Origin of the sequence: Kitasatospora sp. NPDC087314, from assembly GCF_044744365.1 — a bacterium.
In the GTDB taxonomy this organism is placed as follows: Bacteria; Actinomycetota; Actinomycetes; order Streptomycetales; family Streptomycetaceae; genus Kitasatospora.
In genome coordinates this window covers 336,541-361,830 of the sequence record NZ_JBIUYE010000002.1, presented here as the reverse complement: position 1 = coordinate 361,830, position 25,290 = coordinate 336,541, and the positions used below count along the sequence as shown (strand labels likewise).

Genomic DNA, 25,290 nt, shown 5'->3' with positions numbered 1-25,290 from the left:
CTTTGCGCTGCCGAACCCGGGCGGCGGGTCCATGGTGGAGATGGGCGCGATCCGGCGACCGCGCCCGCGCGCCGATCCAGGCCCGCGCGCCGCGCGCCCGCCGCTGCTCTCCGACGGGTGCCCGAGGCCGAGGGCCCGGTCCCGGCACGCTGGGAGCAGGGCCACCTCGCAGGAAACCGAACGGTTCTTCTAGGCTCACATCTCGGCTTCCCTGCGGCGGTGCGGCCACTGCGCCCGCCGTCAGGAAGCCGCCGTCCACGGGGCCCCGGCCGGACCGGGGTCACCGGATCGAGCGAGGAGGACGCAATGCCAAGCACGCCGCCCAACCGTTCCACCGCACTTGGGCCAGACGAGCCGTTCCGAAGGGCCGCACACCATACCGGTCGAGCGGTGTGGTCCGGCCGGGCCTGGCAGCCGGGTTGGGGCGGTCGGCCGGTACGGCCGCTGAATACCGGCAGCGGCCGCGGAGGCGAACGTTGAGTCCCCAGATCGTCGGGTCGCCCGCCGCGCCGAGTGCTGCCGCCGACCTCGACGGTGCCCCCGCGCCAGCCCCCGTACCCGTGTCCGCCCCTGCGCCCGCGGCTGTTTCCGAGCGCGCCCCCGCCGCCGTCCCGGCCGCCGCCGACGGTGAGGCACTCACCGCCGCCGTCGCCGTTTCCGCTGCCGCCACCGCTGCTGTCACCGTCTCCGCAGCTGCCACCGCTGCCGTCACCGCGGCGCTACCCGGCCTGCCGCTGGCCCTCAGCACGCGCGCCCGTACGCTGGCCGGCGCCGTTCGACGCCGCTGCGTGGACCTGGCCCGGATCGAGTCGCCCAGCGGCGATGCTCCCCGACTCGATGCCCTCGCCGAGGAGTTGACCGCTGGTTTCAGCGCCACCGGCGCCACCGCCCTCCGCGAACCCGGGCCGGCCGGCGACCACCTCGTCCTGGAGTGGGAAGGGCAGGACGAGACCCTGCCGCACCTGCTGGTCGTCGGCCACCACGACACCGTCTGGCCGGTCGGTACCCTCGCCGACTGGCCGGTCACCGAGCAGGACGGTCGACTCAGCGGCCCCGGCGTCGTCGACATGAAGGGTGGACTCGCCATCCTGGAGGGCGCGTTCGCCCTGCTCGCCGACCTCGGTCAGCGCCCCCACCGCACCGTCCGGCTGGTCGTCGTCTCCGACGAGGAGGTCGGCAGCCCGGACGGGCGGCGCCTGGTCGAGCGCCAACTGCGCGGTGCGGCGGCGGTGCTCGGGCTCGAACCGCCCCACCCCGACGGCCGGTTGAAGACCGCCCGGCGCGGCAGTACCCGGGTGCGGCTCACCGTCACCGGGCGTGAGGCCCACGCGGGCAACGACGCCCACGACGGGGTGTCGGCGGTGGACGAACTCGTCGACCAGCTCGTCGTCGTTCGCGGCCTCGCAGGCCAGCCGGGTACCGAGCTCAACGCCGGTCGGATCAGCGGGGGTTCGCGGGCCAACGTGGTAGCGGGACGGGCCGAGGCCGAGCTCGGTCTGCGGTTCTCCACCGCGGAGGCGCAGCGCCGTACGCTCGACAACCTCGCCCGGCTCACGGCGCTGCGGCCGGGGGCCAGGGTCCGGACCGAAGTGCTGTCCAGCCGCCCGGCGTGGCCCGAGCGCACCGGCAACCCGCTGCTGCGGCACGTCCGTTCGCTCGCCGCGGTGCTCGGGCAGCAGCTGGACGGCGGTCCGGCGGGCGGCGCGGGGGACACCAACCTGCCGGGCTCGCGCGGGCTGCCCACGCTGGACGGCTTCGGTGCGGTCGGTGCGGGCGCCCATGCCCGACACGAGCACATCCGCCTCGACCAGTTGGCACCCCGGATCGCCCTGCTGGCCACGCTCCTCGCCGTTCCGCTGCCGAGGCTGCGCGACCGTACGGAGGGTTGATCGGCGGTCGGCGGCTAATGCCTGGCGGCTACCGGCTACCGGCTGGCGCTCGGCGGCGAACAGAGAACAGCAGACGGCCGACAAGTAACAGATGACAGATAACAGCTAACAGATTTTGAAATCTGTTAGCTGTTATCTGTTCGCCGCTGCCCATCGCCACCCCTCCCCCGCTCGCGTCCCTTGCCATCCCTCCGCCTCGCCGCGCAGAATGGTACCGACCGAACGGTCAGTCGGTTGGCGCTCCGGGCGCCGGCGCGGGACACGAGAGGTGATCGTGGTGACAGCAGAGGTGGCCGAGGTGGTCCCCGCGCAGGCTCAGGAGGACCGGTTCGAGGCGGTGGTCGCCGCCGAGCAGCGGATCGAGCCCAGGGACTGGATGCCCGACGCCTACCGGGCCACGCTGATCCGCCAGATCGCCCAGCACGCCCACTCCGAGATCATCGGCATGCAGCCCGAGGGCAACTGGCTCACCCGCGCCCCCTCGCTGCGCCGCAAGGCGATCCTGCTCGCCAAGGCCCAGGACGAGGCCGGCCACGGCCTCTACCTCTACGCCGCCGCCGAGACCCTGGGCGTCGACCGCGCCGAACTCACCGAGAAGCTGATCTCCGGCCGCCAGAAGTACTCCTCGATCTTCAACTACCCGACCCTCACCTTCGCCGACGTCGGCGTGATCGGCTGGTTGGTCGACGGCGCCGCGATCTGCAACCAGGTCCCGCTCTGCCGCTGCAGCTACGGCCCGTACGCCCGCGCGATGGTGCGGATCTGCAAGGAGGAGTCCTTCCACCAGCGCCAGGGCTACGAGCTGCTGATGACCTTGATGCGCGGCACCGACGCCCAGCGCCGGATGGTCCAGGACGCGGTGGACCGCTGGTGGTGGCCGTCGCTGATGATGTTCGGCCCCCCGGACGCCGACTCGCCGAACACCGCCCGCTCGATGGCCTGGCGGATCAAGCGGCACACCAACGACGAGCTGCGCCGGCGCTTCGTCGACATGACCGTCCCACAGGCCGAGCACCTGGGCGTCACGCTCCCGGACCCCGAGCTGCGCTGGAACGAGGAACGCGGTGGCTGGGACTTCGGTGAGCCGGACTGGTCCGAGCTGACCAGGGTCATCCACGGCCAGGGCCCGTGCAACGCCCAGCGGGTCGATCGCCGGCGGGCCGCGCACGAGGACGGCGCCTGGGTCCGCGAGGCGGCCGTCGCGTACGCGGCCAAGCGCCGCGCCGAACAGTCCGCCGAATCCGGACACGCCGAAGGGACCGAGCGGCCTGCGACGGCCGGACAGCACGAGCCCACCGGCGAGCACACGGAACACGGCGAGCACACGGAACAGGAGAACGGAAAGTGACGGAGTCCAAGGCCGGCTGGCCGCTGTACGAGGTGTTCGTGCGCCCGCGGCGCGGGCTGAACCACGTCCACGTCGGTTCGCTGCACGCGTCCGACGACCGGATGGCCCTGCTCGCCGCCCGCGACCTCTACACCCGTCGCAACGAGGGCGTCAGCCTCTGGGTGGTCCGCTCGGACGCGATCACCGCCTCCACCCCGGACGAGCGCGACCCGTTCTTCGAGCCCAGCGGCGACAAGGTCTACCGCCACCCGACCTTCTACGACATCCCCGAGGATGTCCCGCACATCTGACGGGGGAACCGCCATGCAGGACCACAGCACCCAAGCCGACGTCGACGACCACGTGTACCTCGGCCTCGCCGAGGCCGCCCCCGGCCCCGAGGGCGAGGGCCGCTGGGCGTACGGGACGGGCTTCGCCGACCCGCTGCTCGGCGTGGACACCGCCCTGCCCCCCGGCGTGGACGGCGCGGACCTCGCCGCCTGTTGCCTGATGCTCGGCGACGACGCCCTGGTCCTCGCTCAGCGGCTGATCGAGTGGTGCACCCGGGCGCCCGAACTGGAGGAGGAGGTCGCGCTCGCCAACCTGGGCCTCGACCTGCTCGGCCAGGCCCGCCTGCTGCTCACCCGGGCCGGACAGGCGGACGGCTCCGGCCGCACCGAGGACGACCTGGCGTACTGGCGGGAGGAGCACGAGTTCCGCAACGTCCGCCTGGTCGAGGTGCCGAACGGCGACTTCGCCCACTCGATCGCCCGGCTGCTGCTGTTCGCCACCGCGCGCTGCGCGCTGTACGAGGCGCTGAGCGCGCACCCGGACCCGGTGCTGGCGGCGGTCGCCGCCCGGGGCGTCAAGGAACTGGCGTACCACCGCGAGTACGCCACCGCCTGGACGCTGCGGCTCGGTGACGGCACGCCGTACTCGTCGGCGCGGATGCAGGCCGGGCTGGACGCGGTCTGGCCGCTGCTGGACGAACTGTTCATGGCCCACCCGGCGGAGCTGCGGGCGGGCGCCGACCCGGCGGCGCTGCGCGAACCGGTGCTGCGCTCGCTCTCCGCCGTCCTCGCCGAAGCCGGGTTGACCGTGCCGGACGTGCCGCCGCTGGCCTCCGTGCTCGGCCGGGCCGGCCGGGACGGCGTGCACACCGAGGCGCTCGGCCCGCTGCTCGCCGAGCTTCAGGTACTGGCCCGCGCACACCCGGGGGCGACGTGGTGAGCGCGACGGTGGCGGAGCGCGGGGCGGCCTGGGAGGTCGCGGCGGCCGTCCCGGACCCGGAACTGCCCATGCTGACCCTGGCCGACCTGGGCGTGCTGGCCGAGGTCGAGGTGGACGGCGGCGCGGTGACCGCCTGGCTGACCCCGACGTACTCGGGCTGCCCCGCCGTCGCCGAGATGGCCGCCGACGTGGACCGCCGGTTGCGCGCGGCCGGCTACCGGGACGTCCGGGTCCGGCTGCGGCTGGATCCGCCGTGGTCCACCGATCTGATCACCGCCGAGGGCCGCCGCAAGCTCGCCGAGGCGGGTATCGCCCCGCCGCGCCCGACCTCCGCCGTCGCCGCGGCCGGTCCGGTCCCGCTCGCGCTCGGCCCGACCCGCACCGCCGCTCCCGTGCCCTGCCCGCGCTGCGGCGGCGCGGACACGGAGGAGCTGTCCCGCTTCGGTTCCACCGCCTGCAAGGCGCTCTGGCGTTGCCGCGCCTGCCGGGAGCCGTTCGAACGCGTCAAGGAGATCTGAATGCCCGCCGCCTCGCACGCCGCCTCGCCGGCGGACACCACCGCCGACGCGCCTGCCGACGCCACCACCGCCGACGCCACCACCGCCTCGCCCGTCGGCGCCACCGGCGAGGCCCCGGCCCCGGCCACCGCTGTGCGCCCCGCCCGCCGTCCGGCCTTCCACCGGCTGCGGATCGAGCGGGTCGAGCGGCTCTGCGAGGACGCCGTGGCGGTCACCTTCGCGGTGCCGGACGGCCTCGCGGCGCAGTTCGCCTTCCGGCCGGGGCAGACCCTGACGCTGCGCAAGGTGGTGGACGGCACCGACGAGCGCCGCTCGTACTCGATCTGTGCCCCCGCCGGCGGTCCGCTGCGGATCGCCGTCCGGGAGGTGCCCGGCGGGCTGTTCTCCCGCTGGCTGGTGCGGGACGCGGGGCCGGGCGAGGAGGTGGAGGTGCTGACGCCGTCGGGCCTGTTCACCCCGGACCTCGGCGTCCCCGCCGACCACGTGCTGCTCGCGGCCGGTTCCGGCATCACCCCGATGCTGTCGATCGCCGCGTCCGTCCTGGCCGCCGACCGCCGCTCCACCGTCACCCTGCTGTACGGCAACCGGCGCAGCGACACCGTGATGTTCGCGGACGAGCTGGCCGACCTGAAGGACCGCTACCTCGGCCGCTTCCAGCTGGTCCACGTCCTGTCCCGGGAGACCCGCGACGCCGAACTGCTCAGCGGTCGGCTGGACCCCGAGCGGGTGCGGGCCCTGCTGGCGGCGCTGGTGGACGTCGGGAGCGTCGGGCACTGGTGGCTCTGCGGCCCGTTCGGCATGGTCGCCGGTGCGAAGGAGCTGCTCGCCGGGCTGGGCGTGCCGGGCGGGCGCGTGCACCAGGAGCTGTTCCACGCCGAGGACGAGCCGGTCGCCGAGCGCCCGGCGGACCGGGACGGCACGGACGGGACGGCCGAGGGCGCGCACAGCGAGGTCACCGTCGTCCTCGACGGGCGCGGCAGCACGCTCTCGCTTCCGTGCGACCGGTCGATCCTGGACGGCGCCCAGCGCTCCCGCCCCGACCTGCCGTTCGCCTGCAAGGGCGGGGTCTGCGGCACCTGCCGGGCCCTGGTCACCGAGGGCGAGGTCGAGATGCGCCGCAACTTCGCGCTGGAGGAGAAGGAGCTGGCCGCCGGCTACGTCCTCACCTGCCAGGCCCGCCCGCTCACCGACCGGGTGACGGTCGACTACGACCGCTGAGCGGCCGGCGTCGCGGCTCTCGGGCGCGCGCGGGCTCGTGGGCTCGGGGGTTCGCGCAGGCTCGGGGACCCGGCGGCTCGGCCGAGTCCCACCCCGACCTGCCCGGCCGTCGAGCGTTTCAGACCGTGGCCGGGACGGGGAGCTCCACCGGTTCGCCGAGCAGGCGGACGAGGTCGTTGACGGCGGCGCGCCCGGCCCGGTTGGCCCCGACGGTACTGGCGGAGGGCCCGTAGCCGACCAGGTGGACGCGCGGATCGGCGGTGGCTCGGGTGCCGGTGAGCGCGATGCCGCCGCCGGGGGAGCGCAGCCCGAGCGGGGCCAGGTGGCCGACCTCGGGGCGGAAGCCGGTGGCCCACACGATCGCGTCCACCGCCAGTTCCTCGTCCCCCCAGGCGACGCCGTGCTCGGTCAGCCGGTCGAACATCGGACGGCGGTGCAGCGCGCCCAGCTCCTCCGCGCGCCGGTAGGCGACCGACGGGCCGAGCCCGGTCACGCTCACCACGCTGCGCACCGGCAGACCCTGCCGGACCCGCTCCTCGACCTTGGCGACCACCGCGCGCCCGTACTCGGGGGTGAACGGCCCGTCGTGGTAGACCGGCGGGGTCCGGGTGACCCAGACCGTCTCGCCGACCGCCGCCACCTCCGACAGCACCTGGATCGCGGAGGCGCCCCCGCCCACCACCAGGACGCGCCGGCCGGCGAACTCCTCGGGGCCCCGGTAGTCGGCGTAGTGCAGCTGGCGCCCGGCGAAGCGGCCCGGGTAGTGCGGGAGGAAGGGGCGGGTCCAGGTGCCGGTGGCGTTGATCAGCGCGCGGGTGGACCAGGTGCCGTGGTCGGCCTCGACCAGCAGCCGGGAGTCCGGGCGGTCGGACTCGGCGCGCACCGCGTGAACGGCGACGGGGCGTACGACCAGGAGCGCATGCCGGGCCTCGTACGCGGAGAAGTACCCCGGCACCACCTCGCGCGCCGGGGCCTCGGGATCGGGCGCGGGGAGCTCGGCGTCCGGCAGGTCGTGGAAGCCGTGCACGGTGGCCATCCGCAGGGAGGGCGAGCGGTGGGCCCAGGCGCCGCCCGGCGCGGGGTTGGCGTCGAGCACGACGAAGCCGCCGTCGGCGTCCGCCCGGTAGGGGGCGAAGCCGCGGCGGCGCAGGTGGTAGGCGGCGGACAGTCCCGCCTGCCCGGCGCCCACCACCAGGACGTCCACGCGTCGCTGCCCGTCGTTGGTTGCACCGTAAACAGTCACGCCGGTGAAACATCGGGGGTGCGGCGGGTGTTCCCGGGACGCCTGCCTGCGGGGGCCGGCCCGGGAGACCGGTCCGCGGGGCCTGCCGGTGAAGCCGGTCCGCGGGAGCGTCAGGCGGCCGGGGAGATCACCGCGGCCGTGCCGTAGGCGCAGACCTCGGTGCCGACGTCCGCCGCCTCCGTGACGTCGAAGCGCATCATCAGCACCGCGTTGCCGCCGCGCGCCTTGGTTTGCTCGATCAGGCGCTCCATCGCCTCGTTGCGGCTCTCGACCAGGGTCTTCGTCAGGCCCCGCAGCTCGCCGCCGATCAGGGACTTCAGCCCGGCGCCGATCTGGCTGCCGATGTGGCGGCTGCGCACGGTCAGTCCGAAGACCTCGCCGATCACGTGATCGACCCGGAAGCCGGGGATGTCGTTGGTGGTCACGACCAGGACGTCGGCGTTCGGGCCCTGCCCGCCGCCGTACTCGTTGATGTCAGCCATGGGCTCATCCTGCCGGTGTCGTGCGTCCGAGTGACAGAGGCGGGGCCGGGGGATGGCCGAGAAGGGGTCCAGAAGCTGGTTCAGACCGGTGATCGGGCGGCCGAAAGGCCGTACCGTAGCCCCATGGGCGAGCGAAGCGATCATCCACAGGGGCCGGGCGCGGCGGAGGACTCCGGTGCGCAGGAGATCGAGGCGACGGTGGTGCTGGGCCTGCGGATCACCGACTGGCCGGCGCTGCGCGCCGCCGCGATCAGGGCTGTCGAGGAGCTGGTGTTCGAGGGCATCGATCCGGCCGGCCAGCGCCGTGAGCTGCTGCGCGAGGTCGCCGAGGACGCCAACGCGGCGCTCGGCGCGCTGCTGCACCCGGACCGGCTGGTGGCCGCGATCCCCGGGGTCGAGGCGATCGGCGGCACGTTGGAGATCAGCGTGACCGAGGACTTCGCGCCGGACTTCGCCGAGCTGTTCCCGCTGGAGGGCGACGAGGACGAGGAGGGCGGCGCGGGTGCGGACTGGACCCTCACCCCGCGCACCGCCTGTCTCCTGCACGCCCAACTCCTCGGCCTGGCCGACGCCGCCTACGACGACCTCGACGAGCACGGCGACGACCCGGTCTCCGAGGCCGATGACGCCGACTGGACGGTCTATGCCCGGCTGCCCCAGCGCACCTGGCGGCTGCACCGCAGCTGGCGCCGCGCCATGGCCCGGGCCTTCGACGACCTTGCTGACGACCTCGCCCTCGGCGAGTGGCCGCTGCCGCGCTGCCTGGCTGAGGAGATCGCGCTGCGGATGGCCCTGGTGGACGCCCGGGCCCTGCTCGGTGCGCAGCCCGAGTCGGTGGCCGACATGATGGGCGACCTGCCGGCCGACCTGTACGACTACGACTGGGACGGCTGCCACGACGAGCTGTTCGGTGTCTACGGGCCGGACGACGGCGACCCGGAGCTGGGCGCCGAGCAGCGCACCGAGGTGCTGCTGGCGGCCACGCACCCGGAGGGCTGGTTCCTGACGTACGAGGACGCGGAGGCGCGGGACCTGCAGCGCGGCTACCGGCGCTGACCGGTCGCTCGTCCTGCACCGGTCGGCCTTCGCGTCGGCCTTCACGTCGGCCTTCACGTCGCCTTCCGGGCGGTCGGCGGGCGGGGTGTTCCGGCGGCCGGGCGCTGCGGCGGGTGGGCGGTTAGGCTGCGGGCATGTCCGATACGTCTGATGTGCGCGCCTCGTCCGGGTGGTCGGACGGTGCGGACGAGGCGCCCGGGGCGGCCGGTTCCGCGGCCGGTTCTGCGGCAGGCGGGGACGACCCGGTACTCACCCGGATCGGGTTCGGACTGGACGGTGTGCAGGCCGCGCAGCGCGGGCGGACGGCTGAGGCGCGGGCCAGTTTCGAGGCGCTCTGGGCGGCACTGGGCGAGCGGGGCGATGTCTTCCACCGCTGCGTCCTCGCCCACTACCTGGCCGACCTGCAGGACGATCCGCAGGCCGAACTGGAGTGGGACCGGCGGGCGCTGGCCGCCGCCGACTCGCTCACCGCCGAGCGGGCCCAGACGTACGAGTCCGCCCTCCAGGTGCGTGCGTTCTACCCCTCGCTGCACCTCAACCTGGCCTCCGACCACCTCAAACTCGGCGAGCCCGACCTCGCGCGCGAGCAGCTCGAGCGCGCCGTGCGCAGCCTGGACGCGCTGCCCGAGGACGCCTACGGTGCGAGCATCCGGACAGCCGTCGACGAGCTGCGGCAGCGGCTGCGCTGAGCGGGGCGGGCTGAGCCGGGGCGGACCGGGGCGGACCGGGAGGGTCGCTCGGGGGTTCCGGGCACCGCGTGATCACCGGGGTGGCGGGGCTGGCATGCTGGACGGGTGACTTCTCCGTTCGACATCCCGACTCCCGCTTCCGCTCCCGACGCCGCTCCGGCCCCGGAGGACCGTGACGCGCGGCCGCAGTACGTGCTGCCGCTCGTCGTCCGGGTGGAGCGGGCCACGCCGCCCGGGCGGACCGACGCGCTGGAGACCTCGGCCCGGGCGGTGCTGACCCTGCTGGCCGACCCGAGGGTGACCGAGGCGGACGGCGAGTGGGCGGAGCGGGTCGTGGCCTGGGAGGACGCCCGGATCCGCAAGGTGGTCCGGCGGGCCCGGGGCGGGGAGTGGCGCCGGGCGGGCGAGCTGCCGGGGATCACTGTGCGCGGGCGGGAGGCCGAGGTGCGGGTGTTTCCGCCGGTGCCGCTGGACGGTTGGCCGAAGGAGCTCGCCAAGCTCCAGGTCTCGGGGACGGACCTGGAGGAGACCGCCGAGATCAGCGCTCCTGAGCCGGGTCTGCCGGTGCTGTGGCTCAACCCGGAGCTGGAGATGAGTGCGGGCAAGACGATGGCCCAGACCGGCCACGCCGCCCAGCTCGCGTGGTGGCGGCTGGAGGAGACGCAGCGCAAGGAGTGGGCCGAGTCCGGATTCGCGCTCGCGGTGCGGACGGCCGCACCGGAGGCGTGGGAGCGTTTGGTGGCCAGTGGACTGCCGCTGGTCCGGGACGCGGGCTTCACCGAGATCGCCCCCGGGCCAACTGTTGCACTTGAAGGCGGCGAGCACTACTGCCCCACCCCGCGTCTACGGCGCCCGTGACCGCGCCCACTCTGACCCCGACGCCGCAGCCCGCCGCCATTCGGCGCGGCAGCACCCGCTCAGGGGCACACGGCCGATCGCTGGTGCCTGCCCCGGACCTGCGGCGACGGGCGTCCGGTGTGCCGAGCGGAGAGCGCGGCGTGGTCGGCCGATGGTCAGGCCGATGGTGACGCTGCCGTCCGCTGAGGTGAGGGTGTAGAAACTGTTGCCGGTGAAGTCCTTGCTACCGCGGGCAAGGTAGTCGCTGGCCTTCCAGCGGTCGTACTCGTCGACGTCGGCGCACACCCTGGCGATGCCCTCGGCGCCGACGGGCCGGTCGATGGCGTTGGTGGAGCTGGTGACGGTGGGCGTCGCAGCGCGCAGGTCGGCCTGGGTCCACAGGCGGATTCGAGTGCCGCCGGGGGTCTCCAGCCAGATCTTGCCGTCGCCGGTGTTGTGGAAGGTGACGGTGTGGGTGGCGTGGGTGGTCCGGGTGCGCGACAGGCTCTCCTCGGTAGGCATGTCAGTGCCCAGGTCTACGGCACGTGGAACGGTGACGCCAACCAGCTGTTCCACTTCCGCCCGACAGATTACAGTCGCTGAACCGACCCGACCTCCTGACGGAATCAGCCCGGCTGTCTGCCACTTGCCTACCGGCGGGCGCGGACTCCGGCTGGAAGGGCCTCTCCTGGTTCGGTCGTCCGTCGCATCGTCAGGGTGTGGCGATGGCGAAGCGGGTGTTGAAGGTGTCGAGGAGGTCGGCGCGGGCGTCCAGGACGGAGGGATCGCCGTCGATCCGCAGGCCCGTCGGCGGCGGTGGCGGATGCCCGTGCCGGCTGGAGCAGCGCGCGGGTCAGTGCGGCCTTCGGTCCGGCGAGGGTGAGCTGTGCGCCGTCCTCGTGGGAGGGGCGGGCGTTGAGGACGCCGTGGCGGACCCTCGCCGTCGGCGACGGCCCGGCGGCCGGCGGCGAGGATCTGGTAGTGGCCGATCCTCGCCGCATCGGCACGTCACCGGGATCGTGCGGGAGCTGGGTGTGAGTCCGGAAGGGCTGCGGGGCTGGGCCAAGCAGGACCATACGGGCCGTGGCGAGGGCAGGCCGGCGTTCATCGAGACCTTCCACAACCGCAGGCGTCTACGCAGGCACCCTGAGTGGGGCTGCTTCACGCCACTCGAAATCCGCCAGCAGCACCAGCAAGGTCACGCCCTCGCGGCGTAGACAGAAAGTGTCCAAGTGCAGGGTGGAACTTCGCGCTGTGGGGTCCCTCCGTTCTACGGAGACGTAGGACAGCGGGGTGTTCGCCCGTCCCGAAGAGAGCAGGACCAGACGAGTCAGAGCCAGGATCTGGCGCGGGCGATCCGGACCGCATCCATGCGGTTCCTGGCGCCCGTCTTCTGCACGGCGGACAGTAGATGGTTGCGTACGGTCCCGACGGACAGGTGGAGGTGGTCCGCTGTGTCCGCGGGACTCTCGCCCTCGGCTGCCAGACCGAGGATCTCGGACTCCCGCGGGGTCAGTGGGTTCGGCGTCTGTGCGCTGCCCATAACGGCGATGTCGGTGCCGACGATGCGCCGCCCGCAGCTCAGGTGCCTGATCGCCTCGATGAGTTCGTCGGCAGTGACGTCGTCGGAGATCACTCCTGACACGTCGGCCTTCAGTGCGCGCTGTGTGCCGCCCGTTGAGAGCGCTCCTATGACCAGAAGGATTGCGCTCGCTCGGAAGGCCTCGCGCGCTCTGCGGAGCCTCTCGAACGCGGCTCTGCTGCCATCGGCGAGACAGAGGACCACCACATCGGGGTTCAGTAGTCTGTCACCCGGCACAGAGGTGACGTCCTCCGCGTCCCCAAGCACCCGGATGCCCGCCCGGGAGGAGACCATGGCAGCGATGCCGCTACGTGTGAGGGTCCCCTGGGCGAGAATCAGTACGCCGATAGTGTCTAGTCCGGTGCTGCCCGGCAGTCGGCCCGCAGTCAGCAATGAAAGTTTCGCCCCATATACCGCGTGGCTCTGTTGGCCTGCTCCGCTTTGCGTGATGCTCATGAAATTCCCCCCCAAACTAGAGAAAGTCAGGCACATGCTCGGCCGGGGTTCGCGCCGGGCGTCGCACACTCTTTGCTCCATAGACTGATGGTTAGTCAACTCCCGTTTTCAAGCAATTGATTGACCCGCAGGATGCTAAGTCGGTCGTTCACGTCCGTCAACTCGTGTGACTGACATGGCGCATCGACGTGCACGCGGGTGTACCGCCACATTGAAGCGGAGGTGGAGGTTCGATGTGGCTGACGTAGAGAGCGTCGGTGAGCATTCGTTCGCCGCCAAGTTGAACCACCTTTTTTGAGACAATCACGCTGGCGAGGCGCGCGCCCGGCAGGCGGGCTCAGGCGCCTGGCTGCGGCGCCGGGTCTCCGAGCGGAGCCGTGTCGTACTGGCCGCGAAGTTTGGGCTGCGCCACAAGCCGGAGTCGGGCCGCGTGGATGTCTTGGACACGTCGGCGGGGTACGTACTGACGGCCTGCCACGCGTCGCTGCGCCGCCTGGGCGTCGACCACATTGACCTCTACTTGTGTGCACCGCCGCGATCCCGCGACTCCCATCGAGGAGACGGTCGGCGCGATGGCCGAGCTGGCTCTTCACCAGGGATGTGGTGGAAGGAGACAAGGCTGGATACCTGCCGGGAGCTTGGCAACGCGAGATGCTGTGGAACGCGGTGCCTGACGGTGCGGTGGCCGGTGGCCGCCGTCCGGAGCAGGCAATGTCCCGCCTTGGCCACTGACTCGCACCGGCCGTGGTCGCCCGGGCTACGGGGCGGCGTGCAACTCTCCGTGGATAACCCACGAGTGTGCCGCCGAGTCGTATCCCGGCCGCCCGGCGGATCGATCCTGTAGTGACAGGACGCGTCGGGTGAGGGGAGACAGCGATATGGGGTCCAGGAGAAGGACCGTGCGCGGTGGCGCTACGTGGCGGTGCATTGGCGGTCTGTTCGCCGTAGTTGGCCTGCTCTTTCCCGGTATCGGTCCGGCCTCGGCGGACACCATCGGCCGCGCGCGGGCAGCCGACGACCCTGGCGTGCGCGAGCCCTCGATAGCCGTGCCCTACCGCGTGGGCGAGCTGTGGCGGCAGGGGGTCACGGGCCGCGGCACCACGGTCGCGGTGCTCGTGTCGTACGGGGACCCGAGCCTGGAGCAGTTCATGGCGGACTACGACGCGCAGTACGGGCTTCCCGCTGCCGACATCCGGCGGGTCGAACCGTTGGGGAAGCCACCATCCTGCACCTCTCCCGGCGTCGATACGGAGAACTGTCAGGCGTGGGTGTCGGAGACCCGGCTCGATGTCGCCATGGTTCACTCGCTGGCCCCGCAGGCCCGCATTGTGGTCGCCGCCTCGCCCGTGGACGAGACGCAGGGTGAGAGCGGCATGCCCGAGATGATGCGTGTCCTGGATCACCTCACGCGGCACCGCCTGGCGGACGTGGTGTCTATGAGCTTCGGCTCCGTCGAGCAGAACTTCGCGGACCCCGCGTCCGTGCTCGCCTACGGCGCCGCGTTCGACCGGGCGCGCGCGGCGGGCACGACCCTGGTCGCCTCCTCGGGGGACCTGGGGGCCAGCGGCCCGCTGTGTGACCACCCCGACCGGCACTACCCTCGGCGCGTAGTGGCCTGGCCCGCGTCCGACCCCCGGGTGACCGCCGTCGGAGGGGCCCTGCTACACGTCGACGCGCAGGGCCATCGCACCTCTCCCGATACGCTGTGGCCCAAGTCGGGGGCTGGGCACTCGTCGCTGTTCGTGCGCCCGGAATGGCAACGCTCGGCCACGGCCGGTGACGTGGCATCCGGCCGTTCGGTCCCGGACATCGTGATGCAGGGGGCGGCTGGCACCTCCCAGTCGGCCCCACTCTTCGCTGGTGTGCTCGCCCTCGCGGTGCAGCTGCACCACGGGCCGATGGGCGACATCAACCCCACGCTCTACCGGCTGGGAGCGGCCGGGCCCGCCGCCGGAATCATCGACGTCACCGAGGGCTCCAACACCTATGCTGAGGTCCCCGGCTTCACTGCGGGCCCGGGATTCGACACGGCCAGCGGCTGGGGTACGGTCGACGTGCCCCGGTTCGTCCGGGTCCTGGCGCGGGCCGTGAGGTGAACCGACTGGTGGGCCGCCCCGCGCCCCCGGCTCGGCATGGCCGCGTGATGGCAGTCGTGTTACGACGAACGGAATCTTGTACGGGTGGCCAGCGGTCACCAGGCAGTACGTACTGAAGCGAGAGAGAGCGCACGTGAGCGAGCACGCAGGCACCGGAGCTGGCCATCACTTAGGGCGGGCCGCAAAGTACCGGTCGTGGGGCGGAGCCGAACCGCCACCCAGGGAGCGGTCCTGGGCGGTGCGCCTCGATGGCGTGCGCAAGGTGCACGGAAGCGGCGGGTCCGCCGTGACGGCGCTCGACGGGGTCACCACGCAATTGCCGTACGGGACGTTCACCGCCGTGATGGGACCCTCCGGCTCCGGCAAGAGTACCTTCCTGCACTGCGCGTCGGGTCTGGACCGCCCCGACCACGGCACCGTCGAGATCGGCGGCCGGGATCTGGGACGGCTGGGCGAGCGGGAGTTGACCGTACTGCGGCGCGAGCGGATCGGTTTCGTGTTCCAGGGATTCAACCTGCTGCCCGCGCTGACCGCCGAGCAGAACATCACGCTTCCGGTGCGGCTGGCCGGCCGGCGCATCCAGCTCGACTGGCCCTGGCTGGAGGAGCTGCTCGACTACACCGGGCTCGCCGAGCGGCGCGGTCACCGGCCGGCCGAACTCTCCGGCGGCCAGCAGCAACGGGTGGCCATCGCCCGCGCGTTGATCACCCGTCCCGAGGTGGTCTTCGCCGACGAGCCCACCGGCGCCCTGGACACCACCTCGGCCCGCAAGGTCCTCGAACTGCTCCGCGGTCTCGTGGACGACGTCGGCCAGACGGTCCTGATGGTCACCCACGACCCGGTGGCCGCCTCGTACACCGACTTCGTACTGATCCTGGCGGACGGCAAAGTCACCGAGGTCCTGCACGGGGCGTCCGCCAGCACCATCGCCGAGCGCATGGCGGGACTGGGGGCCTGATCCATGCTGTTCCTCCTGGCGTGGTGGTCCGTCCGCGCCCGCAAGGTCTCGTTCGCCGGATCCCTTGTGGCCATGCTCTGCGCGCAGGCACTGGTCACGGTCTGTGGGGTGCTGCTCGACTCCGGCCACCGGGCCGCGCCGGGGCAGGGCGGCACGGACGTGGTGTCGTTCGTCGTGCCCTTCGGTTTCATCTGCCTGTTCGTCATGGCCTTCGCGATCTCAGGCGCCTTCGCCCTGTCCGTCCAGCAGCGAACCAGGGAAATCGCTCTGCTGCGGGCCGTCGCCGCGACCCCCGGCCAGGTCCGTCGGATGGTCGCCTACGAGGCGCTCGTCGTGACCGTCCTCGCCGCCGTCCCAGGCTGTGGGCTCGGCCTGCTGCTCGCCGTGGGACTGCGGGCCTGTCTAGTGACCCAGGGCCTGATTCCCGGCGTCTTCCGTCTCCACTTCGGGCCGGCGAGCATCTCGATCGCCGTGCTGATCTGCTGGGTGACCGCCGAGGCCGCGGTGTGGAGCAGCGGTCGGCGGGCGTCTCGGGTGCGCGCCGTCCAGGCTCTGGGCGAGGCCTCGGTGCCGCGCCGCCGGGTGGGTGTGGCCCGTACGTGCCTCGGGCTCGCGGTCCTGATCGGGGGTGTCTGGGGGCTCGCGGTGATCAGGGGATCGGGGGGCTCCGACGCTGCGAACACGGCCGGGGCCATGGTCATGGTGCTGATGACTGCTGTCGGACTGCTCGCCCCCTGGATCGGCAAGCTGGCCGGCAGCGTGCTTGGCCTGCTCTGCCAGCTCCTGTTCCCGGTGGTGGGGCTGCTGGTGAAGAGCAACCTCACCGCGGCCTTCCGCCGACTCGGCACCGCTGCCACCCCGCTTGCCCTCACCGTAGCGTTCGCCGCCGTGGCCCTGTTCGTACCGCAGATGAAGTGGCACGAAATGTCGAAGCAGGACCGGCAGCGCATGGTGGCCGAGCGGATCGTGCAGAGCGCCGGTGACGGACTTCCGGACTCGGCTGCAGCAACGATCAGTGGTGCTGCAGGAGTTGGTACCGCGGTTGCCACCACGGGCAGTTATGTGACGGTCGTCGACGACCCCGAGTCCCCGCAGTCGGGCCCCGGCGGCATCGCACAGATCGTCTCGGACGGACCGCTGGACGAGGTCCTCGACCTGGGCGTCGTCCAGGGCGGCATAGGCCAGCTGGGCGCGGGGGACGTCGCGCTGAGCGAGGATCTGGCCCGGCGCGCCCACGTCCGGGCGGGCGACGAGGTGCGCGTCACCCTGGAGGACGACCAGGTTGCGAAGGCCAGGGTCGCCGCCGTGTACAGCCGCTCCCGCGGCTTTGGCGATGCCGTTCTGCCTCAGCGTCTCGCGGCCGGGCACTTGTACGGCAGGCCGCTGCTCCTGGACGCCGTGTACGTGCGCGCCCAGCCCGGCCGGGAGCAGCAGTTGGACGACAGTCTCGCGTCACTGCACCGGGCCGAGCCGTCCTGGCAGGTACTCGACCGCGACGCCTACCGGGCCGAGGCCCTGCGCCGCCAGGACGCCTCCATGACCGTCACCTATCTGCTCCTCGGGGTGGTGACGGTCTTCACTTCGATCTCGGTCGTGAACACACTGGTGATGACCACGATGGAACGCTCCGGAGAGTTCGCCCTGCTGCGTCTCGTGGGCGCCACCCGCAGACAGGTCGCCCGTATGATGCTTCTGGAGACCGCCGTGATCGTGCTGACCGCGCTCCTGGTCGGATCGCTGGTCGCGGGGGCCGTTCTCGCGGTGTTCAGCCAGGCCCTGACCGGCTCGTCGCACCCGCGCCTCGAAGGCGCCACGCTCGCTCTCATTCTGGGCGGCGCGGGCGCCCTTGCTCTTGCCACCGGCGTGTCCACCACGCGCATCGCCCTTCGCCAGCGCCCGTCCGCCGCGCTGCGCGGAGCCGAGTAACGGGCGGGCCGCGCAGGCCCGAGAGGACCGGGGCCGTCGGCCCGAGCGGTGAGATCCGTTCGGGCCGGCGGCCTTTATGTTGCCCTGAAATCCACCCCGCGGCAGATCTATGAACCAGCTCGCTCCCTCATGCGTAATCCATGTGTACAGCCATGAGGAACACACTTGTTCGACATCTCTCGCCGGGTGAAGATATTCCTGTCAGCGAAACGCCGGGAGATCCCAGGAGGAATGGTGGACAAGCGCTACGACGTCTACTGTCTGGCAGACCGCTATTTCTACGACCTGTCGGATCGGAAGGCGACCGCCGAAGAGATCGCCAAGCTCGCCTTCGCCGCGGATTCCAACGAACTCCCTCCTGGATGGACCAAGTTCGCCAAGGAGGACTGGATCGTCTGCAATCCGCCTGAGCAGCGGCTTCCGATGCAGGGGTGGAAGATCCACGTCTCGGCGACAGGCATGAACGCAGATGCCGTGCTGGAATCCGTGTACCGCTACTGCGTGCCACGCGATATATCCTTCAAGTATCTTTCCGGACGCCACGTGCTGAAGAATCGGAATCTCAAGTATTCCGACCGCGGGTCCAGCGGAAAGTTCATCACCATCTACCCGCTGGATGAGCATATTCTGCGGACTACTCTTGAAGAGCTCGGCAAGGAGCTCGACGGCCAGGAAGGGCCGTACATTCTGAGTGACTTACGCTGGGGAAACGGTCCGTTGTACGTGCGTTACGGCGGATTCATCGAGCGGCACTGCATATCGGAGACGGGCGCACTCGTCGGCGCCATCGAGGACGACCACGGCACCCTGGTGCCCGACCGCCGTGACCCGGTCTTCCACGTCCCGGCGTGGGTCACTGTGCCGGAGTTCTTCGCCCCTCACATCGAGGCACGCAAGAGCGGCACCACGAACGACATCGCGTACACCATCGAACGCGCCGTCCACTTCTCCAACGCGGGCGGACTGTACGAGGCACGGCACCGGGAGAGCGGCCGCAAGGTGATCCTCAAGGAGGCCCGCCCCCATGCCGGGCTGACCATGGATTCGGCGGACGCGGTGCACCGGTTGCGTCACGAGCGGGACACCCTGGAGCGGCTCAAGGGCGTCACGGGCGTACCCGAACTCATCGACTACTTCGAGTGGGGAGGTCACCACTTCCTCGTGCAGGAGTTCATTGAGGGGGAGACGCTCAGCAGGACCTTCGCCCTGCGCTACCCGCTCAACGAGAGGGAGACCGACCCTGCCGAAGCGGTGCGTTACACCGAGTGGGCCCTGGACGTGTCACGGCAGACCGAGGCCATCGTCGCCGAGATCCACGAGCGTGGCATCGTCTTCGGAGACCTGCACCCCTTCAACATCCTGGTGGGCGAAGACGGCAAAGTCTCGCTGATCGACTACGAAGTGGCATCGGATGCCGAGGCAGGGGTGAAGCCCAGCCTGGTGAATCCCGCGTTCGCGGCGCCGGCCGACCGTACCGGATTCGACCATGACCACTACGCACTCGGCTGTCTGCGGCTCTCGCTGTTCATGCCGCTTACCACCCTGCTTCGACACGACTTCGGGAAGGCACACCACTTCGTCGAGTACATCCGGCAGGTGTTCCCGCTGCCCCCGGGTTACCTCGACGAGGCTGTCGAAAGGATCACCGCCAGCCCGACGCCCACCTTGCGTCGTCGGCCGGAGACCGCGCTGGACCGGATACCGCGGATCACCGCCGACCCCGAGCAGTGGCCGCGGCTGCGCGACGCGCTCGGCCGGGCCATTCTGCGCAGCGCGACCCCCTCGCGCGACGACCGGCTGTTTCCCGGTGACATCGAGCAGTTCCACACCGGGGCTCTGAACCTTCAGCACGGGGCCGCCGGCGTGCTTCTCGCAATCCTCGACGCCGGAGTCGACTTTCCGCCCGAATACCGCACGTGGCTCGCACAACGCGCTTTGACGCCCCGCCCGCAGGACCGGCTCGGCCTGTACGACGGCATGCACGGGGTGGCCCACGCCCTGCTGAGGCTCGGCGACGAGGACACCGCGCGCGAGCTGCTCGCCGTGTGCCTCAACGAGCAGTGGGAGATGCTCGGCAGCGACCTCAAAGGCGGTCTGTCCGGCATCGGGCTCAACCTCCTGGCGTTCCACCGGAGGACGGGCGATACCGAGTACCTGCGCGCTGCCGAGCTCATCTCCGACCGGCTGGGCACGGCCGACTCCGTCGCCACCACCAGCGGGGGCGCACAGCCCTACGCCGGGCTGATGCGTGGCTCCTCCGGCCCAGCCCTCTTCTTCCTGCGTCTGTACGAGAGGACCGGCGACCGCGAGTACCTGCGGCTGTCCCGCACCGCCCTCGAACAGGATCTGCGCCGCTGCGTCACACGCGACAACGGGATGATGCATGTGAACGAGGGATGGCGGACCATGCCGTACCTCGCGACCGGCAGCGTCGGCATCGGTCTGGTCCTGGATCAGTACCTCCGGCACGACTCGGACGAACGACTCGTCACCGCCTCGGACGCGATCGCATGCGCCGCCTCGTCCCAATTCTACGTGCAGTCCGACTTGTTCAACGGGCGGGCCGGAATCATCCTGTACCTCGCTGAACGCGCCAGGACGCGCCCCAGTGAGGCAAGTCGTGCCGATCTCGACCGCCAGATCGGCCTCCTCAACCTGCACGCTCTGTCCTACGAGGACGGCCTCGCCTTCCCTGGCGAAATGCTCATGCGGCTGTCCATGGACCTGTCGACCGGCAACGCCGGCGTGCTCACCGCCCTGGCGGTGGCCCTGGGCCGGGAGCACCCCGGACTCCCCCTGCTGTCCACCGTCTTCCCCAGCGGCACCCCCAAGACTTCCCACCCGGACCACGGGCGGGACAGCACGGATCGATCCACGAACGGAGGTGAACCCGATGGTGCTCGACCTTCAGGGGCTTGAGCTGCCCGAGGGCGACAACATGGCGCCCATGAGCGGTGTCAGCAACAACTGCAGCAACTCCAGTTACATCTTCTGCTGATCCCGAGTCGGCTCACGGCCGTACGGGCCGTGACGACGAGAGATGAACCGAGGGGAGGGAAGACTCATGGCGATCCTCGACCTTCAGGGGCTTGAGCTGCCGGACACGTCCGCGCAGCCGCTGGGCAGCTCGAACAGCGCGACTTGTTCCAGCCACAGCTGGGTGTTCTGCTGAGGCTGATCGAGATGTTCGTCCGGGTGGACGGCGGCCCACTGCGACCGCCGCCGCCCGGACTTCCGGCAGCGCCTCGGGGAGACAAGAAGTCCCCCGAGGCGCTCGCCACATCAGGGGCCGGCGCTCAGCCGCCGTGATCCGCACGAACGAGGTGGAGACCAGTGGTGGGTGGTACGGGGATACGACTGCTGCGCACCGCGGCGCGCGCCCAGGCCGCCGGCGCCGCCGTGCTCGCCGCCACCGGGTGTGTGAGCGCTGCCGCCCAGCTCGCCCTTCCGGCCGTGCTGGGCAAGGCGGTCGACGCACTCGTCGGCGGCATCGACCTCGGCCGGTGGCTGGCGGCCTGCCTGGCCCTGGTGGTGGTCTACGTGGCGTTCGAGGCGTACAGCGACTACCGGGCCGGCGCGGTGCAGGCGCGCTCGGCGCTCTTCTACCGGCGGACGGCCGCCAGACGGCTCGTGGGTGCGGGTCCGCGCCGACGGACTGACGGAGGGCCGGGCGGCTTCGCGGCCTGCATCCTGGAAAGCGCCGCCGCGGCAGCCATGGGGACCAACGCGGCGGTGTGGCTGGCGCTTTCCCTGCTTCCGGCGCTGGTGAGCCTGTTCATGCTGTGGTCGACGGACGCGTGGATCGGGCTTGTCTTCACCTGCGGCCTTCCCGTGGTCGCCTGGTGTCTCAGGTCGTTCGCCGCGGACAGCTCCCTCCTGGTCACCCGCTACCTGGAGGAGCAGAGCACGGTGTCCAGCCGGCTCGCGGAGGCGCTCGGCGGCGCTCGCACCATCGCCGCGTCCCACACTCTGGAGCGCGAAGTGGCCCGCGTGGTGGAGCCGCTGCCGCGGCTGCGCCGTAGCGGGGACGCGCTCTGGCGGCTCCAGGCCAAGGTCACAGCGCAGGGCAATGTGCTGTTCCCCCTTCTGCACATCGTTGTCGTCGCTACCGCCGGGCTCGAACTCTGCCGCGGCCGTATCTCCTCCGGGCAAATGCTGGCAGCATCGGAGTACGCGGCCATCGGCACCGGCCTCGGCATGACCGTACTGTTCGTCAACCAACTCGCCCGGGCCCGGTCCGGAGCGGAGCAACTGGCGACGTATGCGGCGCTGCCGCCCCTGGAGTACGGCGTGGCAGAACTACCCGGGCCCGTCACCTCCACGGGCCTGGGCGTTGAACTCAAGAACGTGACCGTACGGCGCGCCGGGCGCACCGTCCTGTCGGGCCTCGACATCTCTGTACCGCCCGGAGAGGTGGTGGCGCTCGTCGGGCGGTCGGGCTCGGGAAAGTCCACGGTGGCGGCACTCATGGGCCGCCTCTTCGACCCCGACGGCGGCGCCGTGTTCCTCGACGGTGTGCCCGTGCGGACGTTGTCGAGGACAGTGCTGCGGCGCTCGGTCGTCTTCGCCTTCGAGCGGCCCGAGCTGATCGGTGACACCATCGCGGACACCATCGCGGTCGGTGTGCCCAATGCCACGCTCGACGACGTGGCCCGCGCTGCCGGGCTCGCCCGCGCCGCGTCCTTCATAGAGAAGATGCCGGACGGATACGGCACCGGCGTCGAGTCTGTGGCCCTGTCGGGCGGCGAGATGCAGCGGATCGGCCTGGCTCGGACCTTTGTACGGCCCGCCCGGCTCGTGCTGCTCGACGACGCCACATCGAGCCTGGACATGGCGACGGAGTACGAGATCGACCGGGCGCTGGCCGCCGACACCTCGGGGGCAACGCGGGTGGTCGTCGCCCACCGGGCCTCCAGCGCGGCCCGCGCTGACACCGTGGTCTGGCTTGATGCGGGGCAGGTACGCGCGACCGGAACGCACGGCGAGCTGTGGGAACTACCCGGATACCGGGCGATATTCCAGGAACGGCCCGAGACCCGCACACCCCTGGACGCGGCGGGAGCGACCCGATGAGCTCCGCCGGTAACCACACTGCGGGGCGATATCTGCTGCAGCGGCTGCGCGGCAACCGCCGCACGCTGTTCCGCGTCCTGGTGTGGACAGGCGTGGAGTCCCTGCCCGCCTTCGTGGCCGGGCACGTCGTGGCCTTGGCGATCGACCGGGGATTTCTGGCCGGCGAACCCTTGGCGGGCCTTGGGTGGCTGACTCTGCTCGCCGTGTCCTCAGCGGTGGGTGCATTCGGGGCCCGTGGAGCGCTCCTGAGTATCGCGGCCTTCGTCGAGCCCCTGCGTGACGCGCTGGTGACCCGCACGGTTGAGGGCACACTGCGACACGCGCTGACCGGCGGCCGCGTGGAGCAGGACCGCTCCGGCGTCGCACGGCTCACCCGCCAGGTCGAGATCGTGCGGGAAGCGGCGGGCAGCCTGGTGACGGTGGTGGGCCGCTTCGCCTTCTCCTTCGTCGGTGTGTGCGTCGGCACCCTCACACTGGAGCCGACGGTTGCCCTGCTGGTCTTCGCCCCCGTGGCCGTCGGCGTCGGCTGCTATCTGGTGTCCCTGCGCGGGGTGATCCGCACCCAGATGCGCAGCACCCTGGCGACCGAATCCCTCGCACACGAGGCCTGGCGGCTCTCTGCGGGACTGCGGGACATCACCGCATACGGCGTGGAGGAACGGGCTCTGCGGCGGCTCGACGACGCGGCGAAGGAGAACGCGTGCGCGGAGACCGTCCTCGCCCGTCTGACCGCGCTACGCACCCTCGCTCTCGGGGTGGGCGGCTGGGTGCCGCTGGTCCTGGTCCTGCTGTGGGCACAGTGGGGAGCCCAGGCCATGAGCGCGGGCACGGTCCTGGGCATACTGACCTATCTCGCGCAGAGCCTGCGCCCTGCGGTGCAGACCCTGGTCCAGGGCGTGGGCACTACGGGCATCAGGCTATTCGTCACGCTCGGGCGGCTGCTGGATGCCCCGGGTCCGCGGCCGGGCGGCGCCGGGCCGGCGCCCGCACCGGCTGTCCCCGCCTCTGTATCCTCCACTGGAGTCGGGGAGGGAGACGCCGGGGTCGAGGTGGTCCTGGAGTCGGTGTCCTTCTCCTATCCGGGGGCCGCGAACGACGTCCTCAGCGGCATCGACCTGCACGTGGCGCCCGGCGAGCACATCGCGGTCGTGGGCCCCAGTGGTATCGGCAAGTCGACACTGGCCTCCCTGCTGGCCGGCACCTGCGGGCCCATCCGCGGCCGGGTCCTCCTCGACGGCGTCGACCTCACCTCACTCGCGCCCGTCCAGCAGGCCGCGCTGCGGGCCTATCTGCCACAGGAGGCGTACGTCTTCACCGGGACGCTCCGTGAGAACCTCGTCTACCTGGCAGACGGTCCAGCGGACGACCACCGGATGAACCGCGCGGTCACGGAGTTCGGCCTGACGGACCTGGTGTCCACGACCGCTGGCTACGACGGCCTCGTGGACCCCGATGCCCTCTCCGCCGGCCAGCGCCAGCTGATCGCCCTGGCACGCGCCTACCTCTCGCCGGCCCGGCTGATCGTGCTTGATGAGGCGACGTGCCATATGGACCCAGCGGCGGAGGCCCGTGCGGAGGAGGCGATGCGGGAGCGCCCCGGCACGTTGTTCGTCATCGCCCACCGGATCAGCTCGGCCCGGGCCGCGGATCGGGTGATGGTGATGGACGGCGGGATCCCGCAGATCGGGAGCCACGATCAGATGCTTGCGGAGTCCGCTCTCTACCGCGATCTCGTCGGGCTGTGGACCGCGAAGGTATGCACTCACGAGGAATGGGCCTGAGTTCTGACGGTGTGTGATTGTCGTGGGTCAGACGGGCAGGGCGATCGGGAGCATCCAGAGGTTGAAGTTCCACCCTGCGCTTGGACACTCTCTGTCTACGCCGAGGGTGTGACCTCGCTGGTGCTCTCGGTCCTCGTGGACAGCGAGTGCGAGCAGATATCTGGCGCGGGTGGCCGCGACGAAGGTGGTCATCGCGGCGTGTCGGCCGGTGGCCTTGAGCCTGCTGGCGGGAGTCTCCCCGGTAATCACGGGGAGCAGGCTTCCCGATGCCTGGCACCCGCACCGGCCGCCCGCCGACGCGTTCCACCGCAGGCAGCGTCGCGCCGGCCCTCGACCACGGCCTGTCTCAGGTGCAGGACCCAGGCGCAGGGAGATCGCCCCCGGGCTAACTGTTGCACTCGAAGGCGGCACGGTCTACTGCCCCACTCCGCGCCTTCGGCGCTCGTGAACGGACCAGGCTGACCCCGACACGGCAACGTAGCAGGTGAGGCATGCGTGTTCCGGATAGTCGCATGCCTCCGGCGAGTCTTCTTAGAGTGGGAGGAGGCGGGAGACGGCGTTCCCCCCTTGCGGGGTTGGCGCATCGTCGCAGTGGGGATGCGGTGGCTCGGTTCGGGCAGCGGCAGCCCTGTCAGACCGAACCTGGCGATGGCGAAGTAGGTATCCCGAAATGTGCCGCGGGAACAGGCCGCTGCCCGAGACCCTCCGCCGCTGTGGTCGACGAGGAGGTGTTCGGCTGCGATGGACTGGAACGAGGTCTGGTGGCGGGCTTGTTCGTGTGCCTCGAGGGAAACTAGGTGCATCCTGGGCGCTGTTCGATGAGGATGTCGTTGTCTTTCATGGACGCTGGGGCAAGTCAGAGCTGGGCCATGTCCGAGCTGCGTGCCAAGCAGCCACAACAAGCGAGGTCGCCTCTCCTGCAGGTCTCT

General features: G+C 71.3%; 20 protein-coding genes and 1 pseudogene. 17 read left to right on the top strand and 4 right to left on the bottom strand.

Annotation, left to right across the window (positions count from 1 at the left end; all coding sequences use genetic code 11):
- Positions 1–476: 476 nt before the first annotated feature.
- The 6 genes from ACIO5E_RS05430 to paaE all read left to right on the top strand — a co-directional run bounded on the left by ACIO5E_RS05430 (position 477) and on the right by paaE (position 6,182).
- Entirely contained in the window at positions 477–1,889 is a 1,413-nt protein-coding gene (locus tag ACIO5E_RS05430) for a M20 family metallopeptidase (protein WP_400664048.1), read from the top strand.
- 277 nt (positions 1,890–2,166) lie between these two features.
- Entirely contained in the window at positions 2,167–3,237 is a 1,071-nt protein-coding gene (gene paaA, locus ACIO5E_RS05425) for a 1,2-phenylacetyl-CoA epoxidase subunit PaaA (RefSeq protein WP_400664046.1), read from the top strand.
- Positions 3,234–3,527, top strand: a complete 294-nt coding sequence (gene paaB / locus ACIO5E_RS05420; RefSeq protein ID WP_030234269.1) for a 1,2-phenylacetyl-CoA epoxidase subunit PaaB — start codon at positions 3,234–3,236, stop codon at positions 3,525–3,527. Before paaA ends, paaB begins: the two co-directional genes overlap by 4 nt.
- A gap of 13 nt (positions 3,528–3,540) precedes the next feature.
- The gene (paaC, locus tag ACIO5E_RS05415; RefSeq protein WP_400664043.1) at positions 3,541–4,446 is read left to right on the top strand and encodes a 1,2-phenylacetyl-CoA epoxidase subunit PaaC; all 906 of its coding nucleotides are present in this window, start codon (positions 3,541–3,543) and stop codon (positions 4,444–4,446) included.
- Complete coding sequence (gene paaD / locus ACIO5E_RS05410) at positions 4,440–4,964, top strand: 1,2-phenylacetyl-CoA epoxidase subunit PaaD (RefSeq protein ID WP_400664041.1); 525 nt, start codon at positions 4,440–4,442, stop codon at positions 4,962–4,964. The genes paaC and paaD overlap by 7 nt, the downstream gene beginning before the upstream one ends.
- The gene (paaE, locus tag ACIO5E_RS05405) at positions 4,965–6,182 is read left to right on the top strand and encodes a 1,2-phenylacetyl-CoA epoxidase subunit PaaE (protein WP_400664039.1); all 1,218 of its coding nucleotides are present in this window, start codon (positions 4,965–4,967) and stop codon (positions 6,180–6,182) included.
- 118 nt (positions 6,183–6,300) lie between these two features.
- Here the strand turns inward: paaE and ACIO5E_RS05400 are convergent, their stop codons facing one another.
- Complete coding sequence (locus ACIO5E_RS05400; protein WP_400664037.1) at positions 6,301–7,425, bottom strand: NAD(P)-binding domain-containing protein; 1,125 nt, start codon at positions 7,423–7,425, stop codon at positions 6,301–6,303.
- Between the two features lie 110 nt (positions 7,426–7,535).
- The gene (locus ACIO5E_RS05395; protein WP_280681080.1) at positions 7,536–7,907 is read right to left on the bottom strand and encodes a YbjQ family protein; all 372 of its coding nucleotides are present in this window, start codon (positions 7,905–7,907) and stop codon (positions 7,536–7,538) included.
- A gap of 123 nt (positions 7,908–8,030) precedes the next feature.
- Between ACIO5E_RS05395 and ACIO5E_RS05390 the strand changes: the two genes are divergently transcribed.
- The 3 genes from ACIO5E_RS05390 (at position 8,031) to ACIO5E_RS05380 (ending at position 10,510) form a co-directional block, all read left to right on the top strand.
- Complete coding sequence (locus ACIO5E_RS05390) at positions 8,031–8,963, top strand: hypothetical protein (RefSeq protein WP_400664035.1); 933 nt, start codon at positions 8,031–8,033, stop codon at positions 8,961–8,963.
- Positions 8,964–9,097: 134 nt separating this feature from the next.
- Positions 9,098–9,652 (top strand): hypothetical protein, encoded by a 555-nt coding sequence (locus tag ACIO5E_RS05385; protein WP_400664033.1) that lies wholly within the window; start codon positions 9,098–9,100, stop codon positions 9,650–9,652.
- A gap of 105 nt (positions 9,653–9,757) precedes the next feature.
- Positions 9,758–10,510 carry a peptidyl-tRNA hydrolase gene (locus ACIO5E_RS05380; RefSeq protein WP_400664031.1) on the top strand — a complete coding sequence of 251 codons (753 nt, stop codon included), beginning with the start codon at positions 9,758–9,760 and terminating at the stop codon, positions 10,508–10,510.
- On the opposite strand, the gene ACIO5E_RS05375 is transcribed toward ACIO5E_RS05380, so the two are convergent.
- Positions 10,496–11,011, bottom strand: coding sequence for a hypothetical protein (locus tag ACIO5E_RS05375; RefSeq protein ID WP_400664030.1), 516 nt, complete (start codon positions 11,009–11,011; stop codon positions 10,496–10,498). The two genes, ACIO5E_RS05380 and ACIO5E_RS05375, sit on opposite strands and share 15 nt — an antisense overlap.
- An 808-nt stretch (positions 11,012–11,819) precedes the next feature.
- On the bottom strand, positions 11,820–12,527 hold the full coding sequence (locus ACIO5E_RS05370; protein WP_400664028.1) for a DNA-binding response regulator: 708 nt from the start codon (positions 12,525–12,527) through the stop codon (positions 11,820–11,822).
- A 340-nt stretch (positions 12,528–12,867) separates the two neighbouring features.
- On the opposite strand from ACIO5E_RS05370, the pseudogene ACIO5E_RS05365 reads away from it, so the two are divergent.
- From ACIO5E_RS05365 to ACIO5E_RS05330, 8 genes and pseudogenes are all read left to right on the top strand, one after another.
- Positions 12,868–13,111 (top strand): annotated as a pseudogene (locus ACIO5E_RS05365) (aldo/keto reductase); the annotation flags it as partial.
- A gap of 315 nt (positions 13,112–13,426) precedes the next feature.
- Positions 13,427–14,623: a S8 family serine peptidase gene (locus ACIO5E_RS05360; RefSeq protein WP_400664027.1), complete on the top strand. Its 1,197-nt coding sequence runs from the start codon at positions 13,427–13,429 to the stop codon at positions 14,621–14,623.
- 112 nt (positions 14,624–14,735) lie between these two features.
- The gene (locus ACIO5E_RS05355; RefSeq protein ID WP_400664437.1) at positions 14,736–15,581 is read left to right on the top strand and encodes an ABC transporter ATP-binding protein; all 846 of its coding nucleotides are present in this window, start codon (positions 14,736–14,738) and stop codon (positions 15,579–15,581) included.
- Positions 15,582–15,584: 3 nt separating this feature from the next.
- Positions 15,585–17,507, top strand: coding sequence for an FtsX-like permease family protein (locus ACIO5E_RS05350; protein WP_400664026.1), 1,923 nt, complete (start codon positions 15,585–15,587; stop codon positions 17,505–17,507).
- Positions 17,508–17,672: 165 nt separating this feature from the next.
- Entirely contained in the window at positions 17,673–20,426 is a 2,754-nt protein-coding gene (gene lanKC / locus ACIO5E_RS05345; protein ID WP_400664024.1) for a class III lanthionine synthetase LanKC, read from the top strand.
- A gap of 145 nt (positions 20,427–20,571) precedes the next feature.
- On the top strand, positions 20,572–20,679 hold the full coding sequence (locus ACIO5E_RS05340; RefSeq protein ID WP_360349727.1) for a SapB/AmfS family lanthipeptide: 108 nt from the start codon (positions 20,572–20,574) through the stop codon (positions 20,677–20,679).
- Between the two features lie 161 nt (positions 20,680–20,840).
- Positions 20,841–22,580 (top strand): ABC transporter ATP-binding protein, encoded by a 1,740-nt coding sequence (locus ACIO5E_RS05335; RefSeq protein ID WP_400664021.1) that lies wholly within the window; start codon positions 20,841–20,843, stop codon positions 22,578–22,580.
- Entirely contained in the window at positions 22,577–24,361 is a 1,785-nt protein-coding gene (locus tag ACIO5E_RS05330) for an ATP-binding cassette domain-containing protein (RefSeq protein ID WP_400664019.1), read from the top strand. The genes ACIO5E_RS05335 and ACIO5E_RS05330 overlap by 4 nt, the downstream gene beginning before the upstream one ends.
- The last annotated feature ends 929 nt before the right edge of the window (positions 24,362–25,290 follow it).

What these genes read in the sequence shown, in the direction of transcription:
- ACIO5E_RS05350 (WP_400664026.1), top strand. Translation starts at nt 15,585, where the DNA reads ATGCTGTTCCTCCTGGCGTGGTGGTCCGTCCGCGCCCGCAAGGTCTCG.
- ACIO5E_RS05395 (WP_280681080.1), bottom strand. Translation starts at nt 7,907, where the DNA reads ATGGCTGACATCAACGAGTACGGCGGCGGGCAGGGCCCGAACGCCGAC.
- ACIO5E_RS05370 (WP_400664028.1), bottom strand. Translation starts at nt 12,527, where the DNA reads ATGAGCATCACGCAAAGCGGAGCAGGCCAACAGAGCCACGCGGTATAT.
- ACIO5E_RS05390 (WP_400664035.1), top strand. Translation starts at nt 8,031, where the DNA reads ATGGGCGAGCGAAGCGATCATCCACAGGGGCCGGGCGCGGCGGAGGAC.
- ACIO5E_RS05375 (WP_400664030.1), bottom strand. Translation starts at nt 11,011, where the DNA reads ATGCCTACCGAGGAGAGCCTGTCGCGCACCCGGACCACCCACGCCACC.
- ACIO5E_RS05330 (WP_400664019.1), top strand. Translation starts at nt 22,577, where the DNA reads ATGAGCTCCGCCGGTAACCACACTGCGGGGCGATATCTGCTGCAGCGG.
- ACIO5E_RS05340 (WP_360349727.1), top strand. Translation starts at nt 20,572, where the DNA reads ATGGCGATCCTCGACCTTCAGGGGCTTGAGCTGCCGGACACGTCCGCG.
- paaC (WP_400664043.1), top strand. Translation starts at nt 3,541, where the DNA reads ATGCAGGACCACAGCACCCAAGCCGACGTCGACGACCACGTGTACCTC.
- paaE (WP_400664039.1), top strand. Translation starts at nt 4,965, where the DNA reads ATGCCCGCCGCCTCGCACGCCGCCTCGCCGGCGGACACCACCGCCGAC.
- ACIO5E_RS05385 (WP_400664033.1), top strand. Translation starts at nt 9,098, where the DNA reads ATGTCCGATACGTCTGATGTGCGCGCCTCGTCCGGGTGGTCGGACGGT.